This is a genomic window from Lactobacillus sp. (assembly GCF_014803895.1).
In genome coordinates, this window is record NZ_JAAVAU010000003.1 from 69,758 (window position 1) to 95,762 (window position 26,005).

General features: G+C 34.0%; 25 protein-coding genes and 1 riboswitch. Of the genes, 22 read left to right on the forward strand and 3 right to left on the reverse strand.

The window, feature by feature from the left end:
- The first annotated feature begins 63 nt into the window (after positions 1 to 63).
- The gene (locus HDR40_RS01100; protein WP_290625448.1) at positions 64 to 840 is read left to right on the forward strand and encodes an alpha/beta hydrolase; all 777 of its coding nucleotides are present in this window, start codon (positions 64 to 66) and stop codon (positions 838 to 840) included.
- Here the strand turns inward: HDR40_RS01100 and HDR40_RS01105 are convergent.
- On the reverse strand, positions 837 to 1,640 hold the full coding sequence (locus HDR40_RS01105) for an integrase (RefSeq protein ID WP_290625450.1): 804 nt from the start codon (positions 1,638 to 1,640) through the stop codon (positions 837 to 839). The two genes, HDR40_RS01100 and HDR40_RS01105, sit on opposite strands and share 4 nt — an antisense overlap.
- 97 nt (positions 1,641 to 1,737) lie before the next feature.
- Entirely contained in the window at positions 1,738 to 2,349 is a 612-nt protein-coding gene (locus HDR40_RS01110; RefSeq protein WP_290625452.1) for a DedA family protein, read from the reverse strand.
- Positions 2,350 to 2,517: 168 nt separating this feature from the next.
- On the opposite strand from HDR40_RS01110, the gene uvrC reads away from it, so the two are divergent.
- The 8 genes from uvrC to HDR40_RS01150 all read left to right on the forward strand — a co-directional run bounded on the left by uvrC (position 2,518) and on the right by HDR40_RS01150 (position 11,659).
- Entirely contained in the window at positions 2,518 to 4,323 is a 1,806-nt protein-coding gene (gene uvrC, locus HDR40_RS01115; protein ID WP_290625629.1) for an excinuclease ABC subunit UvrC, read from the forward strand.
- An 81-nt stretch (positions 4,324 to 4,404) separates the two neighbouring features.
- A complete protein-coding gene (obgE, locus tag HDR40_RS01120; RefSeq protein ID WP_290625454.1) occupies positions 4,405 to 5,688 on the forward strand; it encodes a GTPase ObgE in 1,284 nt (427 codons plus the stop codon).
- Positions 5,689 to 5,718: 30 nt separating this feature from the next.
- Positions 5,719 to 7,644 carry an acyltransferase family protein gene (locus HDR40_RS01125; RefSeq protein WP_290625456.1) on the forward strand — a complete coding sequence of 642 codons (1,926 nt, stop codon included), beginning with the start codon at positions 5,719 to 5,721 and terminating at the stop codon, positions 7,642 to 7,644.
- A 12-nt stretch (positions 7,645 to 7,656) separates the two neighbouring features.
- On the forward strand, positions 7,657 to 8,586 hold the full coding sequence (gene rnz, locus HDR40_RS01130; protein WP_290625458.1) for a ribonuclease Z: 930 nt from the start codon (positions 7,657 to 7,659) through the stop codon (positions 8,584 to 8,586).
- A gap of 3 nt (positions 8,587 to 8,589) precedes the next feature.
- The gene (locus HDR40_RS01135; RefSeq protein ID WP_290625460.1) at positions 8,590 to 9,384 is read left to right on the forward strand and encodes an SDR family oxidoreductase; all 795 of its coding nucleotides are present in this window, start codon (positions 8,590 to 8,592) and stop codon (positions 9,382 to 9,384) included.
- A gap of 17 nt (positions 9,385 to 9,401) precedes the next feature.
- Positions 9,402 to 9,737 carry a lipopolysaccharide assembly protein LapA domain-containing protein gene (locus tag HDR40_RS01140; protein WP_290625462.1) on the forward strand — a complete coding sequence of 112 codons (336 nt, stop codon included), beginning with the start codon at positions 9,402 to 9,404 and terminating at the stop codon, positions 9,735 to 9,737.
- Between the two features lie 110 nt (positions 9,738 to 9,847).
- The gene (rpmF, locus tag HDR40_RS01145) at positions 9,848 to 10,039 is read left to right on the forward strand and encodes a 50S ribosomal protein L32 (RefSeq protein WP_209686709.1); all 192 of its coding nucleotides are present in this window, start codon (positions 9,848 to 9,850) and stop codon (positions 10,037 to 10,039) included.
- Between the two features lie 54 nt (positions 10,040 to 10,093).
- Complete coding sequence (locus HDR40_RS01150; protein WP_290625466.1) at positions 10,094 to 11,659, forward strand: bifunctional UDP-sugar hydrolase/5'-nucleotidase; 1,566 nt, start codon at positions 10,094 to 10,096, stop codon at positions 11,657 to 11,659.
- 53 nt (positions 11,660 to 11,712) lie between these two features.
- Here the strand turns inward: HDR40_RS01150 and HDR40_RS01155 are convergent, their stop codons facing one another.
- Positions 11,713 to 11,916 carry a YjzD family protein gene (locus HDR40_RS01155; RefSeq protein ID WP_290625468.1) on the reverse strand — a complete coding sequence of 68 codons (204 nt, stop codon included), beginning with the start codon at positions 11,914 to 11,916 and terminating at the stop codon, positions 11,713 to 11,715.
- A 101-nt stretch (positions 11,917 to 12,017) separates the two neighbouring features.
- On the opposite strand from HDR40_RS01155, the gene HDR40_RS01160 reads away from it, so the two are divergent.
- The 13 genes from HDR40_RS01160 to rpsA all read left to right on the forward strand — a co-directional run bounded on the left by HDR40_RS01160 (position 12,018) and on the right by rpsA (position 25,972).
- Positions 12,018 to 15,131 (forward strand): DNA polymerase III subunit alpha, encoded by a 3,114-nt coding sequence (locus tag HDR40_RS01160; protein WP_290625470.1) that lies wholly within the window; start codon positions 12,018 to 12,020, stop codon positions 15,129 to 15,131.
- Positions 15,132 to 15,310: 179 nt separating this feature from the next.
- A complete protein-coding gene (pfkA, locus tag HDR40_RS01165) occupies positions 15,311 to 16,270 on the forward strand; it encodes a 6-phosphofructokinase (protein WP_290625472.1) in 960 nt (319 codons plus the stop codon).
- A gap of 38 nt (positions 16,271 to 16,308) precedes the next feature.
- The gene (gene pyk / locus HDR40_RS01170; protein ID WP_290625474.1) at positions 16,309 to 18,078 is read left to right on the forward strand and encodes a pyruvate kinase; all 1,770 of its coding nucleotides are present in this window, start codon (positions 16,309 to 16,311) and stop codon (positions 18,076 to 18,078) included.
- A 138-nt stretch (positions 18,079 to 18,216) separates the two neighbouring features.
- A complete protein-coding gene (locus HDR40_RS01175; protein ID WP_290625476.1) occupies positions 18,217 to 19,107 on the forward strand; it encodes a S1-like domain-containing RNA-binding protein in 891 nt (296 codons plus the stop codon).
- Complete coding sequence (gene xerD / locus HDR40_RS01180; protein WP_290625631.1) at positions 19,097 to 19,987, forward strand: site-specific tyrosine recombinase XerD; 891 nt, start codon at positions 19,097 to 19,099, stop codon at positions 19,985 to 19,987. Before HDR40_RS01175 ends, xerD begins: the two co-directional genes overlap by 11 nt.
- Before the next feature lie 9 nt (positions 19,988 to 19,996).
- A complete protein-coding gene (locus HDR40_RS01185; protein WP_290625478.1) occupies positions 19,997 to 20,368 on the forward strand; it encodes a reductase in 372 nt (123 codons plus the stop codon).
- Positions 20,365 to 21,105, forward strand: coding sequence for a segregation/condensation protein A (locus tag HDR40_RS01190; protein ID WP_290625480.1), 741 nt, complete (start codon positions 20,365 to 20,367; stop codon positions 21,103 to 21,105). The genes HDR40_RS01185 and HDR40_RS01190 overlap by 4 nt, the downstream gene beginning before the upstream one ends.
- Entirely contained in the window at positions 21,095 to 21,673 is a 579-nt protein-coding gene (scpB, locus tag HDR40_RS01195) for an SMC-Scp complex subunit ScpB (protein WP_290625482.1), read from the forward strand. Before HDR40_RS01190 ends, scpB begins: the two co-directional genes overlap by 11 nt.
- 11 nt (positions 21,674 to 21,684) lie before the next feature.
- Positions 21,685 to 22,401: a pseudouridine synthase gene (locus tag HDR40_RS01200; protein WP_290625484.1), complete on the forward strand. Its 717-nt coding sequence runs from the start codon at positions 21,685 to 21,687 to the stop codon at positions 22,399 to 22,401.
- 57 nt (positions 22,402 to 22,458) lie between these two features.
- Positions 22,459 to 23,088 carry a LysM domain-containing protein gene (locus tag HDR40_RS01205; protein WP_290625486.1) on the forward strand — a complete coding sequence of 210 codons (630 nt, stop codon included), beginning with the start codon at positions 22,459 to 22,461 and terminating at the stop codon, positions 23,086 to 23,088.
- A 65-nt stretch (positions 23,089 to 23,153) separates the two neighbouring features.
- Positions 23,154 to 23,268: riboswitch (FMN riboswitch) on the forward strand.
- Between the two features lie 80 nt (positions 23,269 to 23,348).
- Positions 23,349 to 23,942 carry an ECF transporter S component gene (locus HDR40_RS01210; RefSeq protein WP_290625488.1) on the forward strand — a complete coding sequence of 198 codons (594 nt, stop codon included), beginning with the start codon at positions 23,349 to 23,351 and terminating at the stop codon, positions 23,940 to 23,942.
- A 102-nt stretch (positions 23,943 to 24,044) separates the two neighbouring features.
- A complete protein-coding gene (cmk, locus tag HDR40_RS01215; RefSeq protein WP_290625633.1) occupies positions 24,045 to 24,710 on the forward strand; it encodes a (d)CMP kinase in 666 nt (221 codons plus the stop codon).
- A gap of 62 nt (positions 24,711 to 24,772) precedes the next feature.
- Entirely contained in the window at positions 24,773 to 25,972 is a 1,200-nt protein-coding gene (gene rpsA / locus HDR40_RS01220; protein WP_290625490.1) for a 30S ribosomal protein S1, read from the forward strand.
- Positions 25,973 to 26,005 lie beyond the last annotated feature (33 nt).

Genomic DNA, 26,005 nt, shown 5'->3' on the forward strand with positions numbered 1-26,005 from the left:
CAATAATTGACTTAATTATAGAAGATTTTGGAAATTTTTGCAGTTAAGAAGTTAAATATTAAAATGAAATTTAAAACTAGTGATAACGTCGAACTTTTTTATACTGATACTCAAGAGGATAAACCTGCGATTTTATGTTTACCAGGCTTAGGAGGGTCACATGTTTTGTGGAATTTAGTAATTGAGCGAATGCGTAATAAGTATCGCGTAATAGTTTTAGATCCACGTAATCAAGGACTCTCGCAAAGAACAAAAAAAGGGGAGCGTATTGCTCGTCATGCGATAGATATCTATGAATTTTTGCAATTAATGGAATTAGATAATATTGTTGGTATTGGTAATTCAATGGGTGCTTCTACTTTGATGGCATATTTGAGCATCTATCATGGAAAGAAATTTAAAGCGATGATTGACTTAGATCAGTCACCTAAAATGATTACAGATTCTTCTTGGCCCTATGGCTTTAAAAAATTAAGTTGGGATAATTATCCTCAATATTTAGAAAATGAGTTAGGTCGAGCAACTTATATTCGTGTTGATCGAGAATTAGCTCGATTGGCTAAGAAGGAATATCAAAAATTTCCGTATATTCCAGCAGATAATTTTCAATTTTTTGCAGATCATGCTTTGCAGGATTGGCGGGATGTTTTAGCTGAATGTAGAATTCCATTTTTAATTTTAGCGGGTGATCATTCGCCATATTTTGACTATCACTTTGCTGAGGTGGTTGCAAAAACTAATCCTTTAATTAAGGCCGAAATAATAAAAGATTGTGGCCACATCATTCAAGCAGAGCAACCTGACAAAATGGTGAGCGCAGTTGAAAATTTTGTTAATTAGAAAGTGGGATTGAATTTAATAAATGAAGCTTTAGAAGCCTGATCACGGTAGTAAGTAATTGTTTTACGATTACAATCAATTAATTGAGTAAGATCATCGTCGGAGAGCGAAGAATCATTTACAAGGCGGTAAATATAACATAAACGTAGTTTTCCAGGAGTTAGATCAAGATTGAGGATCTCTCTGTCACCTAATATTCTTCTACTTAGAGAAGGAAGGGCGCTTAAAGGGCGTCCTTTTTTTGTATGAAAAATTAATGGAGGAACATTAGGAATGATCGGATCAGATAAAATTTCTAAATAGAGAGGGGTCTTGATTTTGTTACTAACATCAGGAACTTGTAAGCTTAGTAACTCTTCAGGTTTAAAACCATGCGCAATTAAAATTAGTAGTTTTTTGGTATCTTGATTAATTTTATCAGAAGCTACAATTTCATCTAAATGATCGATCCAATCTAAACAAAAGCGAGGAGTACGGTCAAATGTGTGTCCTTTAATATCAGTTAACACATAATTAGGCATTAGTTGATGATCATAGAGAAAAGAAAAATATTTTTTTAGATGAGTAATATATTTGTTTAATGTTTGAACTGATCGATTTTCCTTGATTTCGAGATTAATCAAAAAACTTCGAATATCTTGTCCCGTTAATTCATCGAGAGTAGGAGCATGACTACTATTAGCTAAATAATAATTCCAAAAATAGTTTACGGATTGATTGATGGAGTGAACTGTTTGGGGACGCAAGTGTCGAGTAGAACACCAATCATTAAAATTTTGGATGTATGGAAAGTTGTACATATTTTCTCCTTTTTAACAATCATATAAGTGTTACTTTAACAAAAATATTATAACAAAAAAATAGTGTTTCTGCATAGCAGAAACACAGTCACCACAACTACTTTTTAATACGAGATTTATACCACTTATATCCAAAGTAGATTAAAGCAAGTAAAATTATTATTATAATTACCAAAGTATAATCATCAAAGATTTTTACAACTAGATGCCAATTTTTGCCTGTGTAGAACCCTAATCCAACCAACACCATATTCCAAATTAAACTTCCTATGGTAGTCAGAGTTAAAAATTTTACCCAACCAACATGAGCAATTCCTGCTGGAATAGAAACTAAACTTCTAACTACTGGAATGCAACGGCCATATAAAATAGCACTTACCCCATATTTATCGAACCAATTAATTGCTTTTTGTGCATCATCTTTTTTGAAACCTAATATTTTAAAAATTTTTGTATCTAATAGTTTTTCCAAACGAGAGAGGGTTAAGTTGCGACTAATTGAAAATAAAATGATTGCTCCAATGATTGAACCTAAAGTAGAAGCTAAAATTACTCCGATAAGAGTTAGAGAAGTCTTAGTTACTAAAAAACCACCTAATGTTAAGACAACCTCCGATGGAATCGGAGGAAAAATATTTTCTACTGTAATTAGAAAAATAATTGCGAAATACCCAAATTGTTCAATTAATCCAGTTAGCCAAGTTGTCATTGTTTATTTTTACCTTAATTCAACCTTTCTTAATAGATGATAATTCTATTCTAATTAATTAAACTTCTTTGGTAAACCTAAAAGCTAAGCTCTTAAAAACAAAAATCTCTCTAACCATGGTAAACTAATCTGTTGGAAAATATTTTATATAGGAAGAAGATGAAAGTTTTGGCAACCGATCATATTGAAAATAAATTAAAACTTTTACCAAGCAAACCTGGTTGCTACTTAATGAAAGACATCAATGGGAATGTTATCTATGTTGGAAAATCTAAAAATTTAAAAAATCGTGTTCGTTCTTACTTTAAAAGTAAACAAATAGGTCGAAGAGCAGAACTTGTCAAAGAAATTCGAGATTTTGATATAATTACTGTTTCTTCTGATAAGGAATCTTTTTTACTTGAAATTACCTTAATTAAAAAGTATCAACCTTACTATAATGTTCAACTTAAGCAAGGTACAGGATACCCATATATCGAAATAACAAATGAACGTGATCCAGAAACTAAGTTAACTTCAATCATCAAAAAAGATGGTGGATATTATTTTGGGCCATATCCAAATGTATATGCAGCTCAAGCAACTTTAAAATTCATTCAAAAAGTTTGGCCTCTCAGACGCTGCCATGGTCATCAAGGGCGTCCGTGTCTTTACTATCATATGGGACAATGCTTAGGTGCATGTTTTAAAGAAATTCCAAAAGCGGAATATGATGCACAGATTAAAAAAATCAAGAGTTTTTTAAATGGGGACATTACGCAAGCTAAGCAAGATTTAACTAAACAAATGATGCAAGCGTCTGAACATCTAGAATTTGAACGTGCAGCAGAAGTTAGAGATCAACTAAAGTATATTGAACAAACTGTTGAAAAACAAAAAATTATTTCTAATGATCATACTCAAAGAGATATTTTTAATTTTTATGTTGATAAATCATGGATTTCCATTCAAATTTTCTTTTTACGTCAAGCTAAGTTACTTAGAAGAGAAACACGAATGTTTCCCTTAACAGATATAACTGATCCTGAAGATGAATTTATTTCATTTATTGCACAATTTTATAATCAAAAAAATCGTGTTTTACCTAAAGAAGTACTAGTTCCAGTAGGAATTGACAATGAGGCATTAAGTGAAGTCTTAAAAGTTCCGGTTAGAACACCTCAAAGAGGCCAAAAGAAGTCACTTCTTAATATGGCTAAGGAAAATGCAAAATTGAAATTGGATGAAAAATTTCGGTTACTAGAACTTGGAAATAGAAAAACTGAAGGCGCACAAAAAGAAATTTTTGCTGCTCTTAATTTACCTTATGGACATCGAATTGAAAGTTTTGACCATTCGCATATTCAAGGAATTGATCCTGTTTCTGCATTGGTTGTATTCACAGATGGGAAACCAGACAAAAAAGAATATCGGAAGTATAAATTAAAGGGTGAAGTTGAACATCAGAATGGGGCTGACGAAGTAGGGAATACACGGGAAGTTGTTCGTCGACGTTATAGTCGTTTGTTAAAAGAACATAAAAGATTACCCGATTTAATTTTGATGGATGGTGGTCAAATTCAAGTTGAAGCTTGCTTAGATGTTTTAAGGAACGAACTAGGTGTTGATATTCCCGTTGCAGGAATGGTTAAAGATGATCATCATCGAACTAATCACTTGCTTTTTGGTGATCCTACTAAAGGCAAGGAATTAACTTTAATCCCGATGAATCCAAAATCTGAAGGTTTTTATCTTATGACCAGAATACAGGACGAAGTCCATCGCTTTGCAATTACTTTTCACCGTAAGACGCATACAAAAAATGCTCTTTCAAGCAAGTTAGATGAAATTAAAGGGATTGGACCAAAATCTCGTAATAAACTACTTCGTCAATTTGGTTCTCTAAAGAAAATTAAAGAAGCTTCAGTTGATGATTTAAGGAGAGCTGGGTTAACTTTACCACAAGCCCAAACAGTAAAATTATCATTATCATAAATTTATGATATCTAAATCTTGTTAAGGCATTTGATGTGGTATTATAGAAAAGACATCTCTTATACAAAGAGGAGGGAAAATATGTTTGTTGATCAAACAAAAATTGACGTACAAGCCGGAAAGGGTGGCGATGGAGCAGTTGCCTTTCGTCATGAAAAATATGTTCCACTTGGTGGTCCTGCTGGTGGCGATGGTGGTCGCGGTGGTAGTATCATTTTAGTAGCTGATTCTGGTTTAAGAACTTTGATGGATTTTCGCTTTAGAAGAAAATTTAAAGCTGATAATGGTGAAAATGGTCGTATAAAATCTCAGTATGGTAAAGGTGCTAAAGATGTTTATCTTAAAGTACCAATGGGCACATCAGTTTATGATTTTGATAGTGGTGAGTTATTAGGCGACTTAGTTGAGAATGGTCAGGAATTAGTTGTCGCACACGGTGGCCGTGGAGGTCGTGGTAATATTCACTTTGCCACATCTACTAGAACTGCACCTGAAATTGCTGAAAATGGTGAACCTGGAGAATTTAGAACATTACGTTTAGAACTTAAAGTTTTAGCTGATGTTGGTTTAGTAGGTTTTCCATCAGTAGGTAAATCAACTTTATTATCAGTGGTAACTAAGGCTAAACCAAAGATTGCAGCTTACCATTTTACTACCTTAACGCCTAATTTAGGAATGGTGGTATTACCTGATGGACGCGATTTTTCAATGGCCGATTTACCCGGATTAATTGAAGGTGCATCTCAAGGTGTGGGCTTAGGAATCAAATTCTTACGGCATGTTGAAAGAACCAAAGTTATCTTGCACATGGTATCAATGGATCCTAATAATGGACGGGATGCCTACGAAGACTATGAAACTATCAAAAAAGAACTAGCTGGGTATACTAAGGATTTAACAACCAAAAAAGAATTGATTGTTGCTACTCAAATGGATATTCCAGGGAGTGAAGAAAAATTAGCTGAGTTTAAAGAAAAACTTGGTAATAAGGTTGTATATCCAATTTCTAGTGTTACTCACAAGGGTGTTACTGAGTTAATGCGGGCAACTGCTGATTTAGTTGATGAAGTAGCGAAGCAAGAAGCTGAAAAAGTGGGAGAAGCTACAGTTGCTGAAAAAGAATATGTTTACAAAAAGCCGGATGATAGCTTTACAGTTACGAAGACTGGTGAAAATACCTACACTGTTACTGGTGAGAAACTTGAACGCTTAGTTCAAATGACTAATTTAGATCATACCGACGGAATTATGCTTTTAGCTCGCAAACTTAAGAACATGGGTGTTGATGATGCATTAAGAGCTAAAGGTGCCAGTGAAGGCGATGAAGTTAACATTGGTAATTTAACATTTGAATTTGTTGAATAATTAATAATTGAATATTTGGGGTAATGACTTTTGAAAAAACACAACCGTTTTATTACAGGCTATGCTGGATTAAGAGCCTTGGCCGTAGTAGGAGTTATCTTATACCACTTAGATCCTAATAGATTTATAGGAGGGTATTTGGGAGTACCTATTTTCCTTGTATTATCGGGATATTTGGTTACAGATCATATATTCCATTCGTATGAAGATACAGGAACATACGATACAAAAGGTTTTTACATTAAACGTGTAAAAAGATTATATCCCCAAATGATTACGTTATTGTGGCTATGTAGTGCATATATTGTTTTATTCCAGCAAAATTTACTAGCAAAATTAAATCAAATAGTTACAACTAATATTCTTAATGTTTTTAATATTTGGGAAATTTTTAATGGCCAGAGTTATTTTGAACGATTTGCAGCTAATGAATCGCCATTTGTTCATTTGTGGACAATGTCGATTGAAGGACAATTTTATATTGTTTGGCCATTAGTTATTTGGCTTCTAGTTAAATATATCCCAAAAAAGAAAACACGCTTTTGGATTTTAACGGCAATAACATTGCTTTCTGCTATAGAAATGGCAGTCTTATTTAAGCCTAATGTAGATATTAACCGTATTTACTATGGTACAGATACTCGCTTTTTCTCATTAGGATTAGGGGCAATGCTAGCAGTAGTTTGGCCAACTTGGAGATTAAGTAAAAATATTGGTAGAAAACATAAGCTTGTTTTGAATGTAGTAGGAGCGATTGCCTTAGTAGGCATGTTATGGATGGCCTGCAGTCCTAAACTTAATCCTCAGCAGGCTTTTCCGTATCATGGTGGAATATTTATTTTTTCAGTTTTAACTACTATTTTGGTAGGTATTATTGCTCATCCAGCTTCAATTTGGAATTCCCTGTTAACTAATCAAGTCTTTAATTGGATTGGGTCAAGGTCCTATGGCATTTATTTGTATCAATTTCCAGTTATGATTTTCTTTGAAGATAAAGTCAAAAATTTAGCGGATCATGTAGTCTTGTATCGGATTATTGAAGTAGCCTTGATTTTGATTTTATCGGAAGTAACTTACCGGATAATTGAAAAGCCATGGGGAAAAATGACTTGGGCTAAAGTTAAAGATCATTTAGCTAAGGCTGCTACTTTAAATAAAAATAATATTTTCCAAAAAGTTACAACTGTTTTTGCTGCTTTAGTTTTAGTTGTTGGGACAGTGGGAATTATTAAATCAGGTTCAGTTAAGGCTGAGGATCCTAATGATTCAGCACTTGCAAAACAGATTAAGAAAAACCGCGATGAGCAAATAAAAGATAATAAAAAAATCATCCAAAATGCTAAGAAAAAGAATACTAAACCTGTAGAACCTAAAAATAAAGTTTTAGCGCAAGCAAAAGCCAATGCTAAAAGTCATCCTGTTAATAAGAATTTCCAAAAATACGGTATTAGTCAAGTTCAGCTACAATTAGCACAACAAATTCAAGTAACTGCCTTGGGAGATTCTGTTATGGCTGGTTCTAGTCAAAACTTGAAAAAATTAATGCCTCATGCACTTATTGATGCTGCTGTTTCAAGACAATTGGTTGAAACTTTGCCGCTTTTCAAACAATACAAGGATAAAGGTGCTTTGAGTAGGAATGTTTTAGTAGGATTAGGTACTAATGGTGCATTCCAAGAAAAAGATTTAGACTATTTGATGAAAATTGTTGGTAAGAAACGTAAGGTATTTTGGATAAATGTCTATGTTCCTACACGTGCTTGGCAGTCTACTGTAAATAATATGTTAAGTGCTGCTGCCAAGAAATATCCAAACTTTGTGGTAATTAATTGGTATCAGTTAGCTGCAGCTCATCCACAATGGTTCTATGGTGATCATACTCATCCAAATCCAACTGGATCAATGTACTACAGTAGTTATGTAACTAAGAAATTAGTAGAAAAAGGACTTTATTAGAAATAGGTTTTCATGGAGATACAATTTTTGGGGACCGGTTCCGGTCAACCTTCAAAAAATCGCAATGTTTCATCTATTGCGTTAAAATTACTAGATGAATTAAATGAAATTTGGTTATTTGATGTTGGGGAAGCAACGCAACATCAAATTTTAAGTACCAATATCAGACCACGAAAGATTAGCAAAATTTTTATTTCACATAATCATGGTGATCATATTTTTGGGCTACCGGGCTTACTTTCTTCCCGTTCATTTCAAGGAGACGGTGGAGCTTTAACAATTTTTGGACCAGCTGGTATTGATCAATTTGTTCAAACTGCACTCCGTGTATCACGCACCAAGGTTTCATATCCAATTAAATATGTAATTTTAAAGGAAAATGGCTTGATTTATGAAGATAGTAATTTTCAGGTATTTGCAGCCAAATTAGATCACCGGATTCCGAGTTATGGATTTCGAGTTGTTGAAAAACCACGTCCTGGTGAATTAATGATGGATAAGCTTGCTGAATATAATGTACCAAATGGTCCTTTATTGGGTAAGTTAAAAGCGGGGGAAGTAATTACCTTAGCCGATGGACGAGTTTTAGATGGACATGATTTTTTAGGGGAGCCACGTCCAGGTAGAATTGTGACAGTTATTTATGATACGCGCCCAACTCCTAATATCGGTAAGCTTGCCGAAAATGCGGACGTATTAATTCATGAGTCTACTTTTAGTGGTCAAGATGCTAAGATGGCACATCGTTACTTTCACTCAACTTGTGTTGATGCAGCTAAAGTTGCTATTCATCATCATGTTCATCAACTATTTTTATCACATGTTTCAGCACGTTATACTGGAAGAAGTGGTCGTGAATTAGAAAAAGAGGCAAGAAATGTTTTTAAACGAACAAAACTTGCTAATGATTTTGATAGCTTTAACATACCAATGAAAGGGTAAAAAATGAGTGATTCATTAAGAGATAAAGTTGTAATTATTACAGGAGCTTCAAGTGGTATCGGTCGTTCCATTACTTTAGAATGTGCAAGCCGTGGTGCTACTGTGATTTTAATGGCACGTAATCAAGAACGTTTAGAAGAAATCGCAGATGAAGCGCGGAAGCTTTCAGGTAGTGACGCTTTTGTTTTTCCAACAGATATGAGTAAGGCCGACCAAATTGAAACTGCTTTTACTGAAATTATTAAAAATGTAAAGCACATTGATTTTTTAGTTAATGCTGCTGGGTTTGGTGTTTTTGAAGACTTTATGGATATGAGTCCTAAAGTCGTTACTGACATGTTCCAAACTAATGTTTTAGGTCTAATGTATTTTACTCGTCTAGTTGCTAGAGTAATGATTGACCAAAAAAGTGGGCAAGTTATCAATTTTGGATCGATTGCTGGAATTGTGCCAACTACTAAAACTGCAGCATACAGTGCAACTAAAGCAGCCGTTATTCAATTTTCTAATGTTTTACGTTTAGAGCTTAAACCATTTGGCGTTAAAGTAATGACTGTTAATCCGGGTCCTGTATATACAAACTTCTTTAATATTGCAGATAAAAGCGGTAATTATGCATCTAACGTACAAGAATTTATGCTTGATCCAGATGATGTTGCTTGGCAAGTAGTTCATTTCTTTGGCTCAAATCGTCGAGAATTGAATTTACCAATTAGTTTGTCAATTTTGGCAAAACTTTACCAAATTTTTCCAACTATTGGAGACTGGGCAAGTTTAAAATTTGCAAGCAGAAAATAAATGAAATGGATTAAAGAATGAAAAAACAAAAGGGATTAGTTGTTGGCTTAGTAATTGTTTTACTTTTGGTAATTTTTGCCTGCTTGAACACAGAACAAGTCGCTATCAATTTTGGTTTTATTCAACCTAAAATGCCTTTAATTATTATTTTAATTATGATGATTTTATTAGGCGCAATTATTTCAATGCTTTTAGGTAATACCAAAGAATTAAAACAAAAGAAGCAACAAATTGAAAAACAAGAAAAAGAAATTAGTAAAAAATACGAATCTCAGCTTAAGCAAAAAGATCAAGAAATTGCTCAATTAAATAAGCAATTGAAAGATTTAAAATCTAAATCAATCTCAGAATAATACTTGATTTATCAACGCTAAGATTGTATTATTGAAATACGTGAGTATTTAGTAACTTATTTTTACATAAGTATGCAAGTCTCAATTCTATAAAAAAGGAGATCTAACTAATGGCAGTTCCTGCAAGAAAAACTTCTAAGCAAAAGAAACGTTCACGTCGTGGTCATATTAAGTTAACTACCCCAGCAATGCACTATGATGCAACTACTGGTGAATACCGTTTAAGCCACCGCGTTTCACCAAAGGGCTTTTACAAAGGCCGTCAAGTTGCTAACGAAGAAAAGCAACAAAACAATGATTAATAAAAGGGCACCTTATGGTGTCTTTTTTTGTACATTTTTTAAAAAAGGAAGAATATGAAATTAGTTATTTTACACTCTAGTGATACTCATGGCTTCTTAATGCCAACTGATTATCAAGATAAAACAAATTATAATGCTCCACTTTCTTTAAGTCGTGTTAGTAGCGTAATAAAACAAGAAAAAGAAAAATATGGAGCTGATAATGTATTAGTAACTGATAGTGGGGACTGTTTGCAAGGCTCTCCATTGGCTTCATTTACTCATGAATTACCAGAAGAAGAAGGACTAAAAGAATTTACTGAGGCTTATAATGCAGTTGGTTATGATGCTCGAGTTTTAGGTAATCATGATTTTAATTATGGCTTAGATTACTTGAGCTATTATGTTGATCATAACTCGGCGCCATTTATAAATGATAATGTTCTTGATGCTACCACTAATGTACCTTTTTTTGGAAAAGAATATGAGATAATTGAGAAAGCCGATTTAAAGATTGGAATTATGGGAATTACTACTCAATATATTTCTCATTGGGAACCTGAAGAACATATCAAGGGACTTAAATTTGTTTCTGGCTATGATGTTTTAAGTAAGTTAGCAAAAAAACTCCGACCACAAGTTGATATTTTAATTGCTCTTTATCATGGTGGTTTTGAAAGTGATCCAGAAAGTGGGGAAGTAACGGAACCCCATACTGGAGAAAATGAGGGTTACAAAATTTTAACTAAAATTCCCGAAATTGATGTTTTCTTAACAGGACATCAACATCGGCGTCTGAACTTGATTAGTAATGGGACTGCAATTGTTCAACCAGGATATCGAGGAGAAAGTGTAGCTAAAGTAACTCTTGAAGTTGACAAAGATGCTAGTGGTAAAGCGCATATTAAAAATATGCAAACTCAATTAATTGATACTAAAGATTATGCACCTGATCCAAAAGTCGAAAAAATTGTAGCTAATTTAGATAAAAGAACACAAGATTGGCTTGATCAACCAATTGCTCATCTCTCCGAACCAGCACCAATTGCAGATGCAATCAAGGGTAGAATTGAAGGCGCACCTTTTATAAATTTGATTCACCAAATGCAATTGTGGTTTACTGGCGCAGACGTTTCTGCGACTGCCATTATGTCAGACACCGCTAAAGGTTTTTCAAAAGACGTTACTATGAGAGAAGTTTTACTTAACTACCCATATGCTAATCAACTATGCATCGTTAAAATTACTGGCAAAGATTTAAAGAAAATTATTGAATATAGTGCAGCTTTCTTAGAAAAGACGCCTGATGGGAAAATAAAGTTTATCGATCGCTGGATTAAACCTAAGAAAATGTTATATCACTTCGATCTTTTCTATCCAGTGCACTATGAGGCTGATCTTTCTAAACCAGCAGGTCAGAGATTAACGCAGGTGACTTTGAATGAAAAACCAATCAAAGATGATAAAGTATACCGATTAGCAGTTAATAATTATCGCGCACTAGGCGGAGGATTTTATCCGGCATATAGTATGGATAAAATTGAAAAAACATTTGACCAAGATTATGTCCAAATGTTTGAAGAATACTTAACTACAGAAGATGTCAAAGTAGATACGCAAAAGAATTATAAGTTTTATTAAGCAACAAAAAAAGAACTAGCTCTCACTGAACTAGTTCTTTCTTTGTTTTTTTATTAAAGCATTTTACTAAATTTACTTGAATCTTTATGACTCTTTGCAGTAATACCAGGGATAATAAATGCAAAAAGTAAGCCGAACACGACACCCATAATTGCAGATTGAATTGGATCAAATTTCATGCTCGTCAAAGCAGAACAGATAAAACCAATAATTTCAAAGTAAATAGTTGACCAAATAACAGTAACGATATAGCGCATAATATTCCCTTCTTTCGCTAGTCATATTAGCAAAAAATAAGACTTGAAGCAAGAAAAAATAGTTTGCTCTGGTATACTTGAGTTAACAAGGGGGATTTTTTATGGTTGCAGGAATACAAAATATCAGCAGTTTTTCTATCTTACAAAGTCCAATTAAAATTGATCAATTATTGGAGCAAGCAAAAGAGCGTGGTTATAGCGCAATTGGCTTAACTGATATCAACTTTACTTATGGCTTAGTTGATTTCTATAAAAAAGCTAAAAAAGTGGGGATCAAACCATTATTGGGGATGCAGGTGAGTGTAAATGGCTTAGTTGATCATAGTCGTCACTATAATTTTATCGTACTTGCTAAAGATAATATTGGCTATGGTAATGTACTTCGTTTATCTAGTGCAATAAATTTATTAACAAAAAACGGGCAAAATAATCATGTGATTGCTTTTGAAAATTTAAAAAAGTATTTGGAACATTTAGTTATTATTACACCAGCTAATCAACATAGTGAACTGCGCTATCTGGCAACAAATAATCCCAGTCTTGGTAGTGACTATCTTAGAAAATTAAAGCAGCTAATTCCCCAATCGAGTGATTTGTTTTTAGGAGTATATGGTCATAAAAAACAACAAAAATATATTAATTATGTTGATTCACTAAGTCAGCAATTTAAGTTGCCCCTAGTTGCAACAGAAGATGTTCAGTATTTAAATCCTAATGATCAATTTTTAAAAAGGGTCTTAGGAGCAATTTCTGAAAATAGTCACTTACCGGATATTGAAGAATTAGCCAAACAAAAGGGATCACACTATTTACGTTCAGTTAGTCAGTTACAAAGTGAATATCGTAGTTTAGGTATTTTCAGTGCTTTAGAAAATGCAGATAAAATTGCACACATATGTAATGTAGACATTGAATTTCAAGATCCTCAACTTCCAAAATTTAAACCTAATAAATATTCAACGTCTAAAGAATATCTTCATCATCTAGCTCAGGAAGGTCTAGCTCAAAGATTTAATGGTCAGATTCCTGAAAATTATCAAAAGCGTCTTGATTATGAATTGAGTATTATTAATCAGATGGGTTTTGATGATTATTTTTTGATTGTGTGGGATGTAATTAATTTTGCGCATAGCATTAAGATTATTACTGGTCCAGGGAGAGGATCGGCGGCAGGCTCTTTGGTATCTTATGCTTTAAATATAACTGAAGTTGATCCAATTAAATATAATTTATTATTTGAAAGATTTTTAAATCCAGCTCGTCAGCAAATGCCAGATATTGATTTAGATATTCCTGATAATCGACGTGATGAAGTTATTAAATATATGTTTGATAAATATGGAATGAATCATGTTGCGCAAATTTTAACCTTTAGTACTTTATCAGCTAAACAAATTATTCGTGATGTTTCTAGGGTATTTGGTTTAAATCAATTTGAAAGTAATCGATGGATCAAGGCTTTGCCCAATAATAAAACTAAATTTACATTAGATGAGGCTTACCAAAACTCGCAAGACCTACAATTTTTAGTTAACGCTAGTTCTTTTAATAAACTATTATTTGCTACAGCACAACATTTAGAAGGTCTATCGCGTCATTATTCTATCCATGCAGCAGGATTAGTACTTACCGATGACTCATTAGCTCAGATCGTCGGCTTACAGGCTGGTCCGTTAAATATACCTGTAACTCAGCAAACAAAGAAAAATGTTGAGGGACTAGGTTTATTGAAGATTGATTTTTTAGGATTGCGAAATTTAACAATTTTAGGAGATACTTTGAATCTTCTTAAAAGTGAAGGGATTAATTTGGACCCTAATCAAATTCCTCTGAATGATAAATGGACACTAGAACTTTTTCAAAAAGGTAATACAGATGCCATTTTTCAATTTGAGTCAAATGGTATTAAACAGGTATTAAGAAAATTACATCCTGATAATTTTGAAGATGTTGTAGCTGTCAATGCCTTGTATCGACCAGGTCCAATGCAAAATATTGATCATTTTATTAAAAGAAAATTAGGTCGGGAGCAAGTAACTTATCCAGATCAAAGTTTGAGTGAAATCTTGCAACCAACTTATGGAATTATGGTTTACCAGGAACAAGTGATGCAAACTGCACAAATTTTGGCAGGCTTCAGTTTAGGGGAAGCTGATTTACTTAGACGTGCAATGTCAAAAAAAGATCTTGGTGTGATAAAAAAAGAAAAGCAAAAATTTATCGATGGAGCAGTTAGGTTAGGCCATTCAAAAACTACAGCTAAAAAAGTTTATGATTATATTGCTCAATTTGCTAATTATGGATTCAATAGGTCACATGCTGTGGCCTATAGTAAAATTGCTTTTTGGCTGGCTTACTTAAAAGTTCATTATCCAGCTGCTTTTTATACAGCTTTATTGAATAGTAATTTAGGTAATCGGAATAAAGTCAATGAGTATTTAACATTAGTTCAAGAAGTAGGTATTCAAGTTCAATCTCCTTCAATTAATGATAGTAGTGCTGATTTTACTTTAAAGAATAATAAAATTCTTGTAGGTCTAAGAGCAATAAAGGGATTACGAAATGATTTCGTTAAGGAAATAACCGATAAAAAGCGAAGTTACAAATCATTGCTAGACTTTTTATTAGATATCGATGATAAATATTTAAACACAGATGCAATCTTAAATTTAATTAAGGCAGGAGCTTTTGATCATTTAGGTCAGAATCGTCAAGAATTAATCGATAATACCCCAGATTTGATTGCTACTGTGAAAATGTCAGGACGTAACCAGACTCTGTTTAAAACTTTAGCACCTGATCAAAAAGTAGCTCCAGAACCTACTACTGACCAAAAAGTAGAGTGGGAAGTTGAAGCAATGGGGTTTGCCACAACCAAGAATCCTTTAATTGCTGTTCAAAAGTATGCTAAACGCTTTAATGCCAAAAAGTTAAATGAGTTTGAGTTTAATGAAAATGGTATTGGCGTAGGAAAATTAATAAAGTTGAGAAAAATTACCACCAAAAATGAAACAGAAATGGCCTTTGCAGTTTTTGCAGATAGTACTAGTCAACAAGAATTTACTATTTTTCCTCGAAGTTATGAAATAATGAAAAATAATTTGAATATTGGTGATATTTATTTGTTACAGATTCGTACTCAAGCAGATAGATATAATCCAAATAGATTGCAGTATTTGCTAAATAATGTGAGGAAAGTAGATTTTAAAGAATAATTTCAAAAAAAGCTTTTCATTATAAAAATCATAAATCACGGCATTGAAACCGGAAACAATTTTTACGGAAGAAAAAATACTTAGAAAAATAGGCTTTTTAGACAAGACAATAGTTAGAAAAAATGTTAATATTGAAGCGATGTGAGTATTAAACTCAGAAAAATCGCAGAGGTGAATTCATGAAACGGATTGGTATTTTAACTAGTGGTGGGGATGCCCCAGGCATGAACGCTGCTATCAGAGCTGTTACCCGGACAGCTTTGGCAAATAACATTGAAGTTTTCGGAATTCATTATGGTTTTGCTGGTCTTGTGGCTGGTGATATTTTCCAAATGACTTCCGAAACTGTTGCGGATAAAATTGGCCGCGGCGGTACGTTTCTTTACTCAGCTCGTTTCCCAGAGTTTGCAGAAGAAGAAACTCAGCTTAAAGGAATCGAACAATTAAAGAAGCACGGTATTGACGCTTTAGTTGTTATTGGTGGGGACGGCTCTTACCACGGAGCATTAAGATTAACTGAACATGGTTACAATGCTATTGGTTTACCAGGTTCTATTGATAATGATATCCCATATACTGATTACACTATTGGTTTCGATACTGCATGCAATACTGCAATGGATGCCATTGACAAGATTCGTGACACTGCAACTAGCCACCAACGTGTGTTTATTGTAAATGTTATGGGTCGTGACTGTGGTGATATTGCACTTCATGCTGGTGTTGCAACTGGTGCAGACGCTATCGTTATTCCAGAAGAAAAATATGATATTAAAGAAATTGCTGAAACCTTGAAGCAAGGATTTGCTAATGGTAAAAAGCACGGTCTTGTAGTTTTAGCCGAAGGTGTAATGGACGCTGAAGAATTCAAGAACGAACTTTTGAAATACGGTGATTTCGATGCTCGTGCAAATGTTTTAGGACATATGCAACGTGGTGGTAGTCCAACTGTTCGTGATCGCGTCTTAGCAAGCAAGATGGGTGCTTATGCTGTTAAATTGTTGCTTGAAGGTAAAGGCGGTTTAGCTGTCGGTATCGAAAACAACAAACTTGAATCTCATAACATGCTTGATTTGTTTGATGCAAAACACCACGGTGATTACTCATTATACTCATTAAACAAAGACTTAGCTAAGTAGTTTTTGATTTTTAGATTTTTTATAGGAGATTTTTTCAAATGAAGAAAACTAAGATTGTTAGTACTTTAGGACCAGCTTCAAATAGTATTGAAACTATTACTAAATTAGCACAAGCTGGTGCAAATGTTTTCCGTTTCAACTTCTCACACGGTGACCATGCAGAACATAAAGAACGTATGGACATGGTTCGCAAGGTTGAAAAAGATACAGGTATGTTACTCGGTATTTTACTTGATACTAAGGGTGCTGAAATCAGAACTACAGCTCAAAAAGACGGCAAGTTCACTATTCACACTGGCGATACTATTAGAATTTCTATGGATGCAACCAAGGAAGGTGACAAGGACAAGATCTACGTTACTTACCCAGGTTTATACGAAGATACTAAAAAAGGCGGCCACGTATTAATCGATGATGGTTTGGTTGACTTAGTTATCGTTGACAAAGATGATGCTAACAAAGAACTTATTTGTGAAGCTCAAAACACTGGTCTTATTGGTTCTAAGAAGGGTGTTAACGCACCAGGTGTTGAAATTCGCCTTCCAGGTATCACTGAAAAAGATACTGAAGACATTAAGTTTGGTTTAAGCGAAGGTATTAACTTCATCGCAGCTTCATTTGTACGTAAAGCTCAAGACGTATTAGATATCCGTGAATTGCTTGAAGAAGCTCACTGTGAATATGTAAAGATCTTCCCTAAGATTGAATCACAAGAAGGTATTGACAACCTTGAAGAAATCTTAAAGGTTTCAGATGGTATTATGATTGCTCGTGGTGACATGGGTGTTGAAATTCCATTTATGAACGTACCATTTGTACAAAAAGATATTATCAGAAAGTGTAATGCTTTAGGTAAGCCAGTTATTACTGCTACTCAAATGCTTGACTCTATGCAAGAAAACCCACGTCCAACTCGTGCTGAAGTTACTGACGTTACTAACGCTGTATTGGATGGTACTGACGCAACTATGCTTTCTGGTGAATCAGCAAACGGTCTTTACCCAGTTGAATCTGTAAAGGCTATGGCTGAAATTGATATGCGTACTGAAAAGCAACTTGCTGAACGTAACACTTTAGCTCTTCAAAGATTTGAAGAATACCAAGGTTCTAACGTAACTGAAGCTATTGGTGAATCAGTTGTAAGAAGTGCTGAAGAATTAGGTGTAAAGACTATTATTACTGTAACTGAATCTGGTTACACTGCACGTATGATTTCTAAGTACCGTCCTAACGCAAACATCATTGCTATGACTTTTGATGAAAAAGTACAACACTCCTTAGCTGTTGTTTGGGGTGTTAAGCCAATGCTTGTTGAAAAGCCTAAGACTACTGAAGAAACTTTTGCTAAGGCTGCAGAATTAGCAAAAGAAACTGGTCTTGCAAAAGATGGTGACTTGGTAATTATCGTTGCTGGTGTTCCATTGGGTGAAACTGGTACTACTAACTTGATGAAGTTACAATTGATTGGTACTCAACTTGTTAAAGGTTTAGGTGTTGGTGATCAATCAGTTATCGGTACTGCTGCAGTTGCAACTTCTGCTGAAGAAGCAAACGAAAAGGTAAAAGATGGTGACATCTTAGTTGCTAAGACTACTGATAAGGACTACTTACCAGCAATCAAGAAGGCTTCTGGTATGGTAGTTGAAGCTTCTGGTTTAACTAGTCACGCAGCTGTTGTTGGTCTTTCACTTGGTATTCCAGTTATTGTTGGTGCTACTGATGCAACTTCAAAGATCAAAGATGGTTCTAAGATCACTCTTGATGCACACCGTGGTGCTGTTTACCAAGGCGAAGCAACTAATCTTTAATCTGTGAGTTAGATTAAGTAAATAATTTTATGTAAAATAGTCAGTCGTTAAGGCTGGCTATTTTATTTTTTTCTTTTTTACTTTATACTAAGTATTGATTAGATAATTATTCAAATCAATTAGAATAGAGGACTTTATATGTTAGGTGAAATTACTAAGGGTAAAGTTACAGATGAAAATGAAGAAGCTTACTATGTTCAAGTTGATGGTGTAACTTTTGAGCTTAAAAAAATTGAAGTTACCCAAGATGAACCAATTAAACTTGGTGACACAATTCAAGGTTTTATTTATGAAAATAAAGATAAAAAAAGGGAAATGACCCAATTTTATCCATTTGCACAAAGAGACCAATATGGATGGGGAACGGTTACTGAAGTCAGAAGAGATTTAGGGGTTTTTGTTGATATTGGGTTGAATGATAAAGATATGGTAATTTCTTTAGATGATCTTCCAGAAGATAGAAATCGCTGGCCTAGAAAAGACGACCGCTTGCTCGTATGTCTTGAGACCGATGAAAAAAATCGTATTTGGGCAAAGATGGCTGGAGAAGATGTCTTTGAACAATTAGCTGCTAATTTTCCAAGTAATCTTAACAACAAAAATTTAGTAGGTACAGTTTACAATAACTATGAAGTTGGTTCGTTTGTTTTGACAGACCAATATTATTTGGCATTTGTTCATAACTCACAAATGTATAGACCACTTCGGTTAGGTGAAAAAGTTAAAGCACGTGTGATTGGTGTTAGTCAATATGGACGTTTAAATTTGAGTGTATTACCGCGTGGATTTGAAGAAATTGATGATGATGCACAGATGATTTTGATGAGTTTGAGACGTGAACAAACTAAGACTTTACCATTTTATGATAAGAGTGATGCTGCTGATATTAAAACACACTTTGGTATTTCTAAATCAGCATTCAAAAGAGCTTTAGGTCATCTGTTAAAAGATAATCTAATTACTGAAGATAAAGATGCAGGTACTATCTCGTTAGTAGAAAACAATGAAACAGATGAAAATGAAAGATAGTCTTGAAGATTATCTTAGATTTGCCCAAGTTGAACGGGGTTTGAGCAATAATACGATTAGTTCTTATCGACAAGATTTAGTTGAATATTTAACATTTTTGGAAAAAGAAAAACAGGGTACATGGGAAGTAGATGCTTATGTAGTCGATAGTTTTTTAGCAAATCAAAGAGATTTAGGCAAGGCAACTACCTCAATTACCAGAATGATTTCTAGTTTGCGTAGATTTTACAAATGGTTACTACGTAATGATATTATTATGCGTGATCCCCTCATTAAGATTGATTCACCCAAAAAAGAACGTCATTTACCAGTAGCATTAAGTCACAAAGAACTAAATAATTTACTTAGTGCACCAGATATATCTAAACCATTAGGTTTACGTGATAGGGCTATTTTAGAAGTTTTATATGCAACGGGAATCCGAGTTAGTGAACTGATTTCCCTTAAAGAAAGTGATTTTCATGAAGAATTAAATTTAATTCGCGTTTTAGGAAAGGGCTCAAAAGAACGATTAGTTCCAATTACTAATATCGCGCTTTCTTGGGTTAAAAAATATCAAAAAGATGTTAGAGATTCACAAATTTTAAAAAGGGGCAAATACACTGATTACATATTTTTGAATGCGCATGGTGGTCCTTTGACGAGACAGGCTATCTGGCAAATGATAAAAAAATATTGTCAAGAGGTAAGTATTACTAAAAACGTTACACCGCACACTTTACGTCATACTTTTGCTACTCATTTATTAGAAAATGGGGCTGATTTACGGGTAGTACAAGAAATACTTGGGCATAGTGATATTAGTACAACACAGATATATACTAATTTAACGCAGAAACATATTTTGGAGGTATATAAGCAAGCGCATCCGCGCATATAGCTAAGGATTATGTTGAGCAAATATAAAAAAGATTATGAAAAAACCGTTATGGGTTATTTGTCTTATCTAGATGATTTTAAAAATCTTGAAAACTTAAAAGAAGAGATGCAGCTGTATACTACTTTAGACGACGAGAATGATCAATTTGAGGTTCTACTTTTCAGTGGTAAAAATCAAGATATTCGTGGTCTTGTTGGGGTTCAGTCTGGGCCAGGTTGTATCGTAATTAGGTATTTGTCGTTAGATCCTGGTTACCGGAATGATGAGACTAGAAGAATGATAATGCATGAGCTAAAACAATATTATCCTAAGCAAAAAATTGCAACTTTGCCAGACTATACTTACTTATTGCCCTTTTTACGTGAGGAGAATAATGAATGACGGAAAAAGATGATTTAACTTTAAATTTACCTAATTTTTCTGGTCCTTTAGATTTACTTCTTCACTTAATTCGTTCGCAAGCAATTGATATTTATGATATTCCAATAGCTAAGATTACTGGGCAGTACTTGGATCATTTAGCTAAATGGCAAAAACTAGACTTACAAATAGCGGGAGAATATTTTGTAATGGCTTCAACTTTACTTAGAATAAAATCACAGTATTTATTACCAAAGAATGATTTTATTGAGCCGGAAGATCAACCAGAGGATCCTCGAGAAGAGTTAGTTGAGCAGTTAGTTCAGTATTCTATTTTTCAAAAAATTTCTATATATTTAAAACAAAGAAATGAAGCAGTACCGTTAACTGTAGCTAAAGAACCTTCAGTTGCTAAAGAACATAAAATCAAGCCGTTGCCATTAGGAGAAATTACTAGTCAGCAATTGGCTACTGCCTTTAATTTAGTAATTCATCGCTATAAATTACGTAATCCTAATTCAGGTGAAATTAAAGTAGAAGAAGCTTCTATTGAAGAAATGACAGTTGATTTGACAAAAAGGCTTGAGCAAAATAACCAATTAAGTTTTTTTGAATATATACAGGGATTACATACTATAGACGAAATTATTAGTTTATTTTTGGCAATATTGGAATTATGTCGTCATCAAAAATTAAGAATTATGCAAAACCAAAGTTTTGGTGATTTGATTTTAGAAAGGACTACAGATGGCCACTAAGGAAGCACAACTTCAAGCATTACTGTATGCCGCAGGTGATAATGGTATGGATAGAGATGTTTTAGGTGGAGTTTTAGAACTTAGTCCAGATGAATTAATATCGGTTATTAATAACCTTAAAAATAAGCTTGAAGAAGATAATTATAGCGGTTTACGGCTAGTAACTATCAATCAAACCTATAAGTTGATTACCAGTCCAGAATGTGGCGATGTAATTAGTGAATTTTTTCAAAAAGATTTATCTAAAAATCTTAGTCAATCTGCTTTAGAAATTTTAGCAATTGTTGCATATCGACAACCTATTACTCGGGTAGAAATCGATGAATTACGTGGTGTAAATTCTTCAGCTGCTCTTCAGACACTTATTTGGCGTGGATTAATAAAAATTAATGGAAAAAAAGATGTTCCCGGCCGTCCAAATTTATATGTAACAACAGATTATTTTTTACAATATTTCAATTATTCCAGCTTAGCTGATATGCCAGTAATTGAAGACTTTGAAGATGATAATAGTGAACCTGTTGATTTATTTGAAAGTAAAGGTCAAGCTGATAAGGATTTAGAATAAGGGAGGATATTATGGCAGAACGTTTACAAAAAGTTATTGCGCAGGCTGGTGTAGCCTCAAGGCGAAAGGCCGAAAAAATGATTATTGCCGGACAAGTAAAGGTTAATGGTCAAAAAGTAACAGAATTAGGTACTAAAGTTGAAGCAAATGATAAGGTGGAAGTGAATGGTGTTCCAATTGAAAGTGAAAGCTTACATACTTATCTGTTTTATAAACCACGTGGTGTTATTTCTTCAGCTAATGATGATAAAGGTAGAAAGACTGTAGTAGATTATTTTGAAGAAGTGCCATATCGCTTATATCCCGTTGGACGCTTGGATTATGATACATCAGGGTTACTTTTAATGACCAATGATGGAGAACTTGCTAATAAGTTGATGCACCCTAAAAATGAAGTTCCTAAGGTTTATGTTGCCAAAATAAAAGGAACATTAACTCCCGAAGAAATTTATTCTTTAACTCATGGTGTTAGAATCGATGGTAAAAAAACAGCCCCAGCCAAATTAAAGATTTTACGCACAGATACTAAGAGAAACTTTCAAATTGTACAATTAACAATTCATGAAGGTCACTATCACCAAGTAAAGAGAATGTTCCAAGCTGTTGGTCATTTAGTTGATAAGTTGGCTCGGGAAAAGTATGCTTTTTTAGATTTAAGATCACTTACTTCAGGAGAATATCGTGAACTTAGCAATGAAGAAGTTTACAAATTAAAACACCTTAATTAGAATTAAGTTATAAACAGGTCCGTTAATATGGCGACGGGCCATAGGAGGTAAAGAAAGATGAGTAAAAAGCCTCAAGAAAAGGGCCCGTATAAGCATTATGAAAGACCAACCACTTCACGAAGTCAAAGATATGCTCGTGAAGAGCGTAAAGATAAAAAAGGACACCCACAAATTTGGGCAGGTATTATTATTGTGGCAATTATTTTAATTGCCGCTGTCCCAATTTTGGGTGCTAAACTGCATAATAATCAAAGCCAAAATATTGCTGAAAAGAGTGTTCAACCAGCTGAAACAAGTAAAAGTACTTCTAAATCTAAAAAAACTACTAAAAAGAAAAAGTCTAAAAAATCTCTTACTCAAAGTAGTTCCTCAATAGATACGAGTCAGTCAAGCTCAAGCTCTCAGTCTCAAGAAGTTGATACGCAAGAGTCCTCAACTACTGATCAAAGTCAAAGTAGTAGTTCCACTTCTTCTAACTCTTCAAGTGATTCTGACTATAAAGCTGATAGTAATGGTAATTACACTATTCAAGAGGGCGATACTCTATCAGAAATTGCTAAAGCTAATAATACTACTGTTGATGAGTTAATGAAGATTAATGGTATTTCTAAACAAAATAATGTAGTTATCGGTCAAACTATTAAAGTGACAGATGATGATAATAGCAGTAGTAACGATGAAAACTAGTCTAAGGACTAGTTTTTTATTTACAAAGATTGTATAATGTACTTATAAAAAGTAATTAAAGAGTAAGTTGTCTTCAGGGCATGGTGAAATTCCAGACCGGCGGTAACAGTCCGCGAGCCTTTGTGCCGAATCAGTGTAATCCTGATACCGATAGTATAGTCTAGATGGAAGAAGACAGACTGATATTTTGAATGCCATTCATATCGAGGTCTGTTGCTGAAGCAACGGACCTCTATTTTTCTTGTGCAGGAGGTTTTAAAATGCAAAGAAAAGAAAATATCAATGGTTATAAACTATCGTATTGGGTCAGTTGGGCAATGCTTGGTGCACTGGCATTTTTAATTATGAAAATAGAAATTCCGATTTTACCTGGTTTTGATTATTTAAAAGTAGATTTGTCAGATAGCTTGGTTGCTTTAAGCACTTTAGTATTTGGTCCATTTGGTGGGAGTATGATTGCTCTTATTAAGACAATCTGTAATTTAGCATTCTCAGGCTTTAATCCAATTTCTGCAGTAGGTGACCTTGCAGCTTTACTTGCCTCACTTGCTTATATCTTACCTTTTTACTACATTAGTAAGAAAAATCCTCGTAAGCTAAGCTATCAAGTTTTAGGTTTAGCAGTGGGTACCATTTGTTTAACAATCATTATGTCATTAGCTAATTATTTTATTTTGATGCCAATGTATATTACGATGATGGGTTTTAAGCTGAATTCAACTTTATTGACATATATTTTAACTGTCATTATTCCATTTAACTTAATAAAAGGAGTAATCAACAGTATAATTGTCATCCTTTTAGCCAAGGCTTGTTTGCCAACGCTTGATAATTTTGTAAAGAAACATTTCTAATCGAATAATAAGTAAAACAGGATTATAAAAATAATTCTGTTTTTTATTTTTTTATATGTTAAAATTCTTAGTTAGAAACAAAGAAAGGACCTATTGTATTTAATGCAAGTAGCGATTGATGGACCAGCATCAGCTGGGAAAAGCACAGTTGCAAAAATTGTTGCTAAAAATTTATCTTTTATTTACATCGACACTGGTGCAATGTATAGAGCATGTACTCTGATAGCGCGCAATAACCATGTTGATTACGGAAATGAAGCAGAAATTTTAAAATTAATTGATCAAAGTACAATTGATTTTAAAAATGAAGCAGGAGAACAAAAAGTTTTTGTAAATGGTGAGGATGCATCTTTGGCAATTCGTACACCAGAAATTACTGAGAATGTATCTCAAGTTTCTGCTTTAGCTGGAGTTCGTGAGAAGATGGTTGAACTTCAACGTGAAATGGCCGGAAAGAATAATGTTATCATGGATGGACGTGATATTGGAACTACGGTTTTGCCGGACGCAGATGTAAAAATCTTCTTAATTGCTAGTGTAGAGTCTAGAGCAAAACGCCGTTTCTTGGATTTTCAAGAAAAAGGTATTCACCAAGATCTTAAAGATATTGAACATGATATCGAAGTAAGAGACTATAAAGATTCTCACCGTAAAATTTCACCTCTAAAAAAAGCCGACGATGCAATAGAGTTGGACACAACTAATATGACTATTGATGAAGTTGTAGGGGAAATCACAAATTTAATTGAAAAAAAACAAAAAAATTAAGCAAAACAGTAGAAATATTTTCTTAATTACTTTAAAATGGAACATGATATTGGGAGGTACTTATGTCAGATAATAGTAATCAATTCTTAGATGCTTTAAAAGAAATGCAAGGAGTCGAAGTTGGTAACATCGTAGACGTTGAAGTTTTAGATGTTGAAGACGGCCAAATTGCTGTTGGTGTAGAAAACGCAGGTGTTGAAGGTGTCATCACTAAGCGCGAATTTACTGTAGATCGTAACGCAGATTTACGCGAATTAGTAAAACCAGGTGACAAGTTCAAGGCTTTAGTTCTTAGAAGAGCTGGCGGCGATAAGGAAAACGGTGAATTCTTCTTCTCCGTAACTCGCTTGAAGGAAAGAGAAGCTTACAAGGAATTAGAAAAGGTCTTCGAAGAAGGTAAGACTGTTGAAGGTACTGTAACTGGTGCCGTACGTGGTGGTTTATTAGTAGATGTTGGTACTAGAGGTTTCTTACCAGCTTCACTTATTTCTAACCGTTATGTGTCAGATTTGAAGCCATACATTGGCAAGAAGATGAACTTAAAGATCACTGAAATTGATCCTAACAAGAACCGTTTGATTCTTTCTAGAAAAGATTTAATCGAAAAAGAACGTGAAGAAGCATTTGAAAATGTTGCTAACCAATTAGTTGTTGGCGACACTGTTGAAGGTAAAGTTTCACGTTTAACTGGTTTCGGTGCATTCGTTGATGTTGGTGGTGTTGATGGTTTAGTTCACATCTCTGAAATTTCTTACAAGCACATTGACAAGCCAAGTGATGTTTTGAAGGCTGGTCAAGATGTTACAGTTAAGGTTATCGGTATCGACAACGATAGACACCGCATCTCCCTTTCAATTAAGCAAACTTTGCCATCTCCATTTGAAGAAGCAACTTCCGGCTTAACCGAAGGTGATATTATTGAAGGTGAAGTTAAGACTTTAACTGCATTTGGTGCATTTGTTGAAGTTGCTGAAGGTATCCAAGGTTTAGTTCACGTTTCTGAAATTTCAAACAAGCACGTTGACAAGCCAAGCGATGTTTTAAAGGCTGGAGAAACTGTTAAGGTTAAAGTTTTGAACATTGACCCAAGTGACAGAAGAATTTCATTGTCAATTAAGCAAGCTGATCCAAATGCTAAGAGTGAAGAACGTCCACGTCGTCGTCGCCAAGATTCAGTTACTGAAAAGTACATGAGCGACAATAACGACAATGGTTTTGCATTAGGTGATATCATCGGTGATCAACTTAAAGACAACGATTAATTTCATTTAATTAAAAAAGCTGGCTATCGTCAG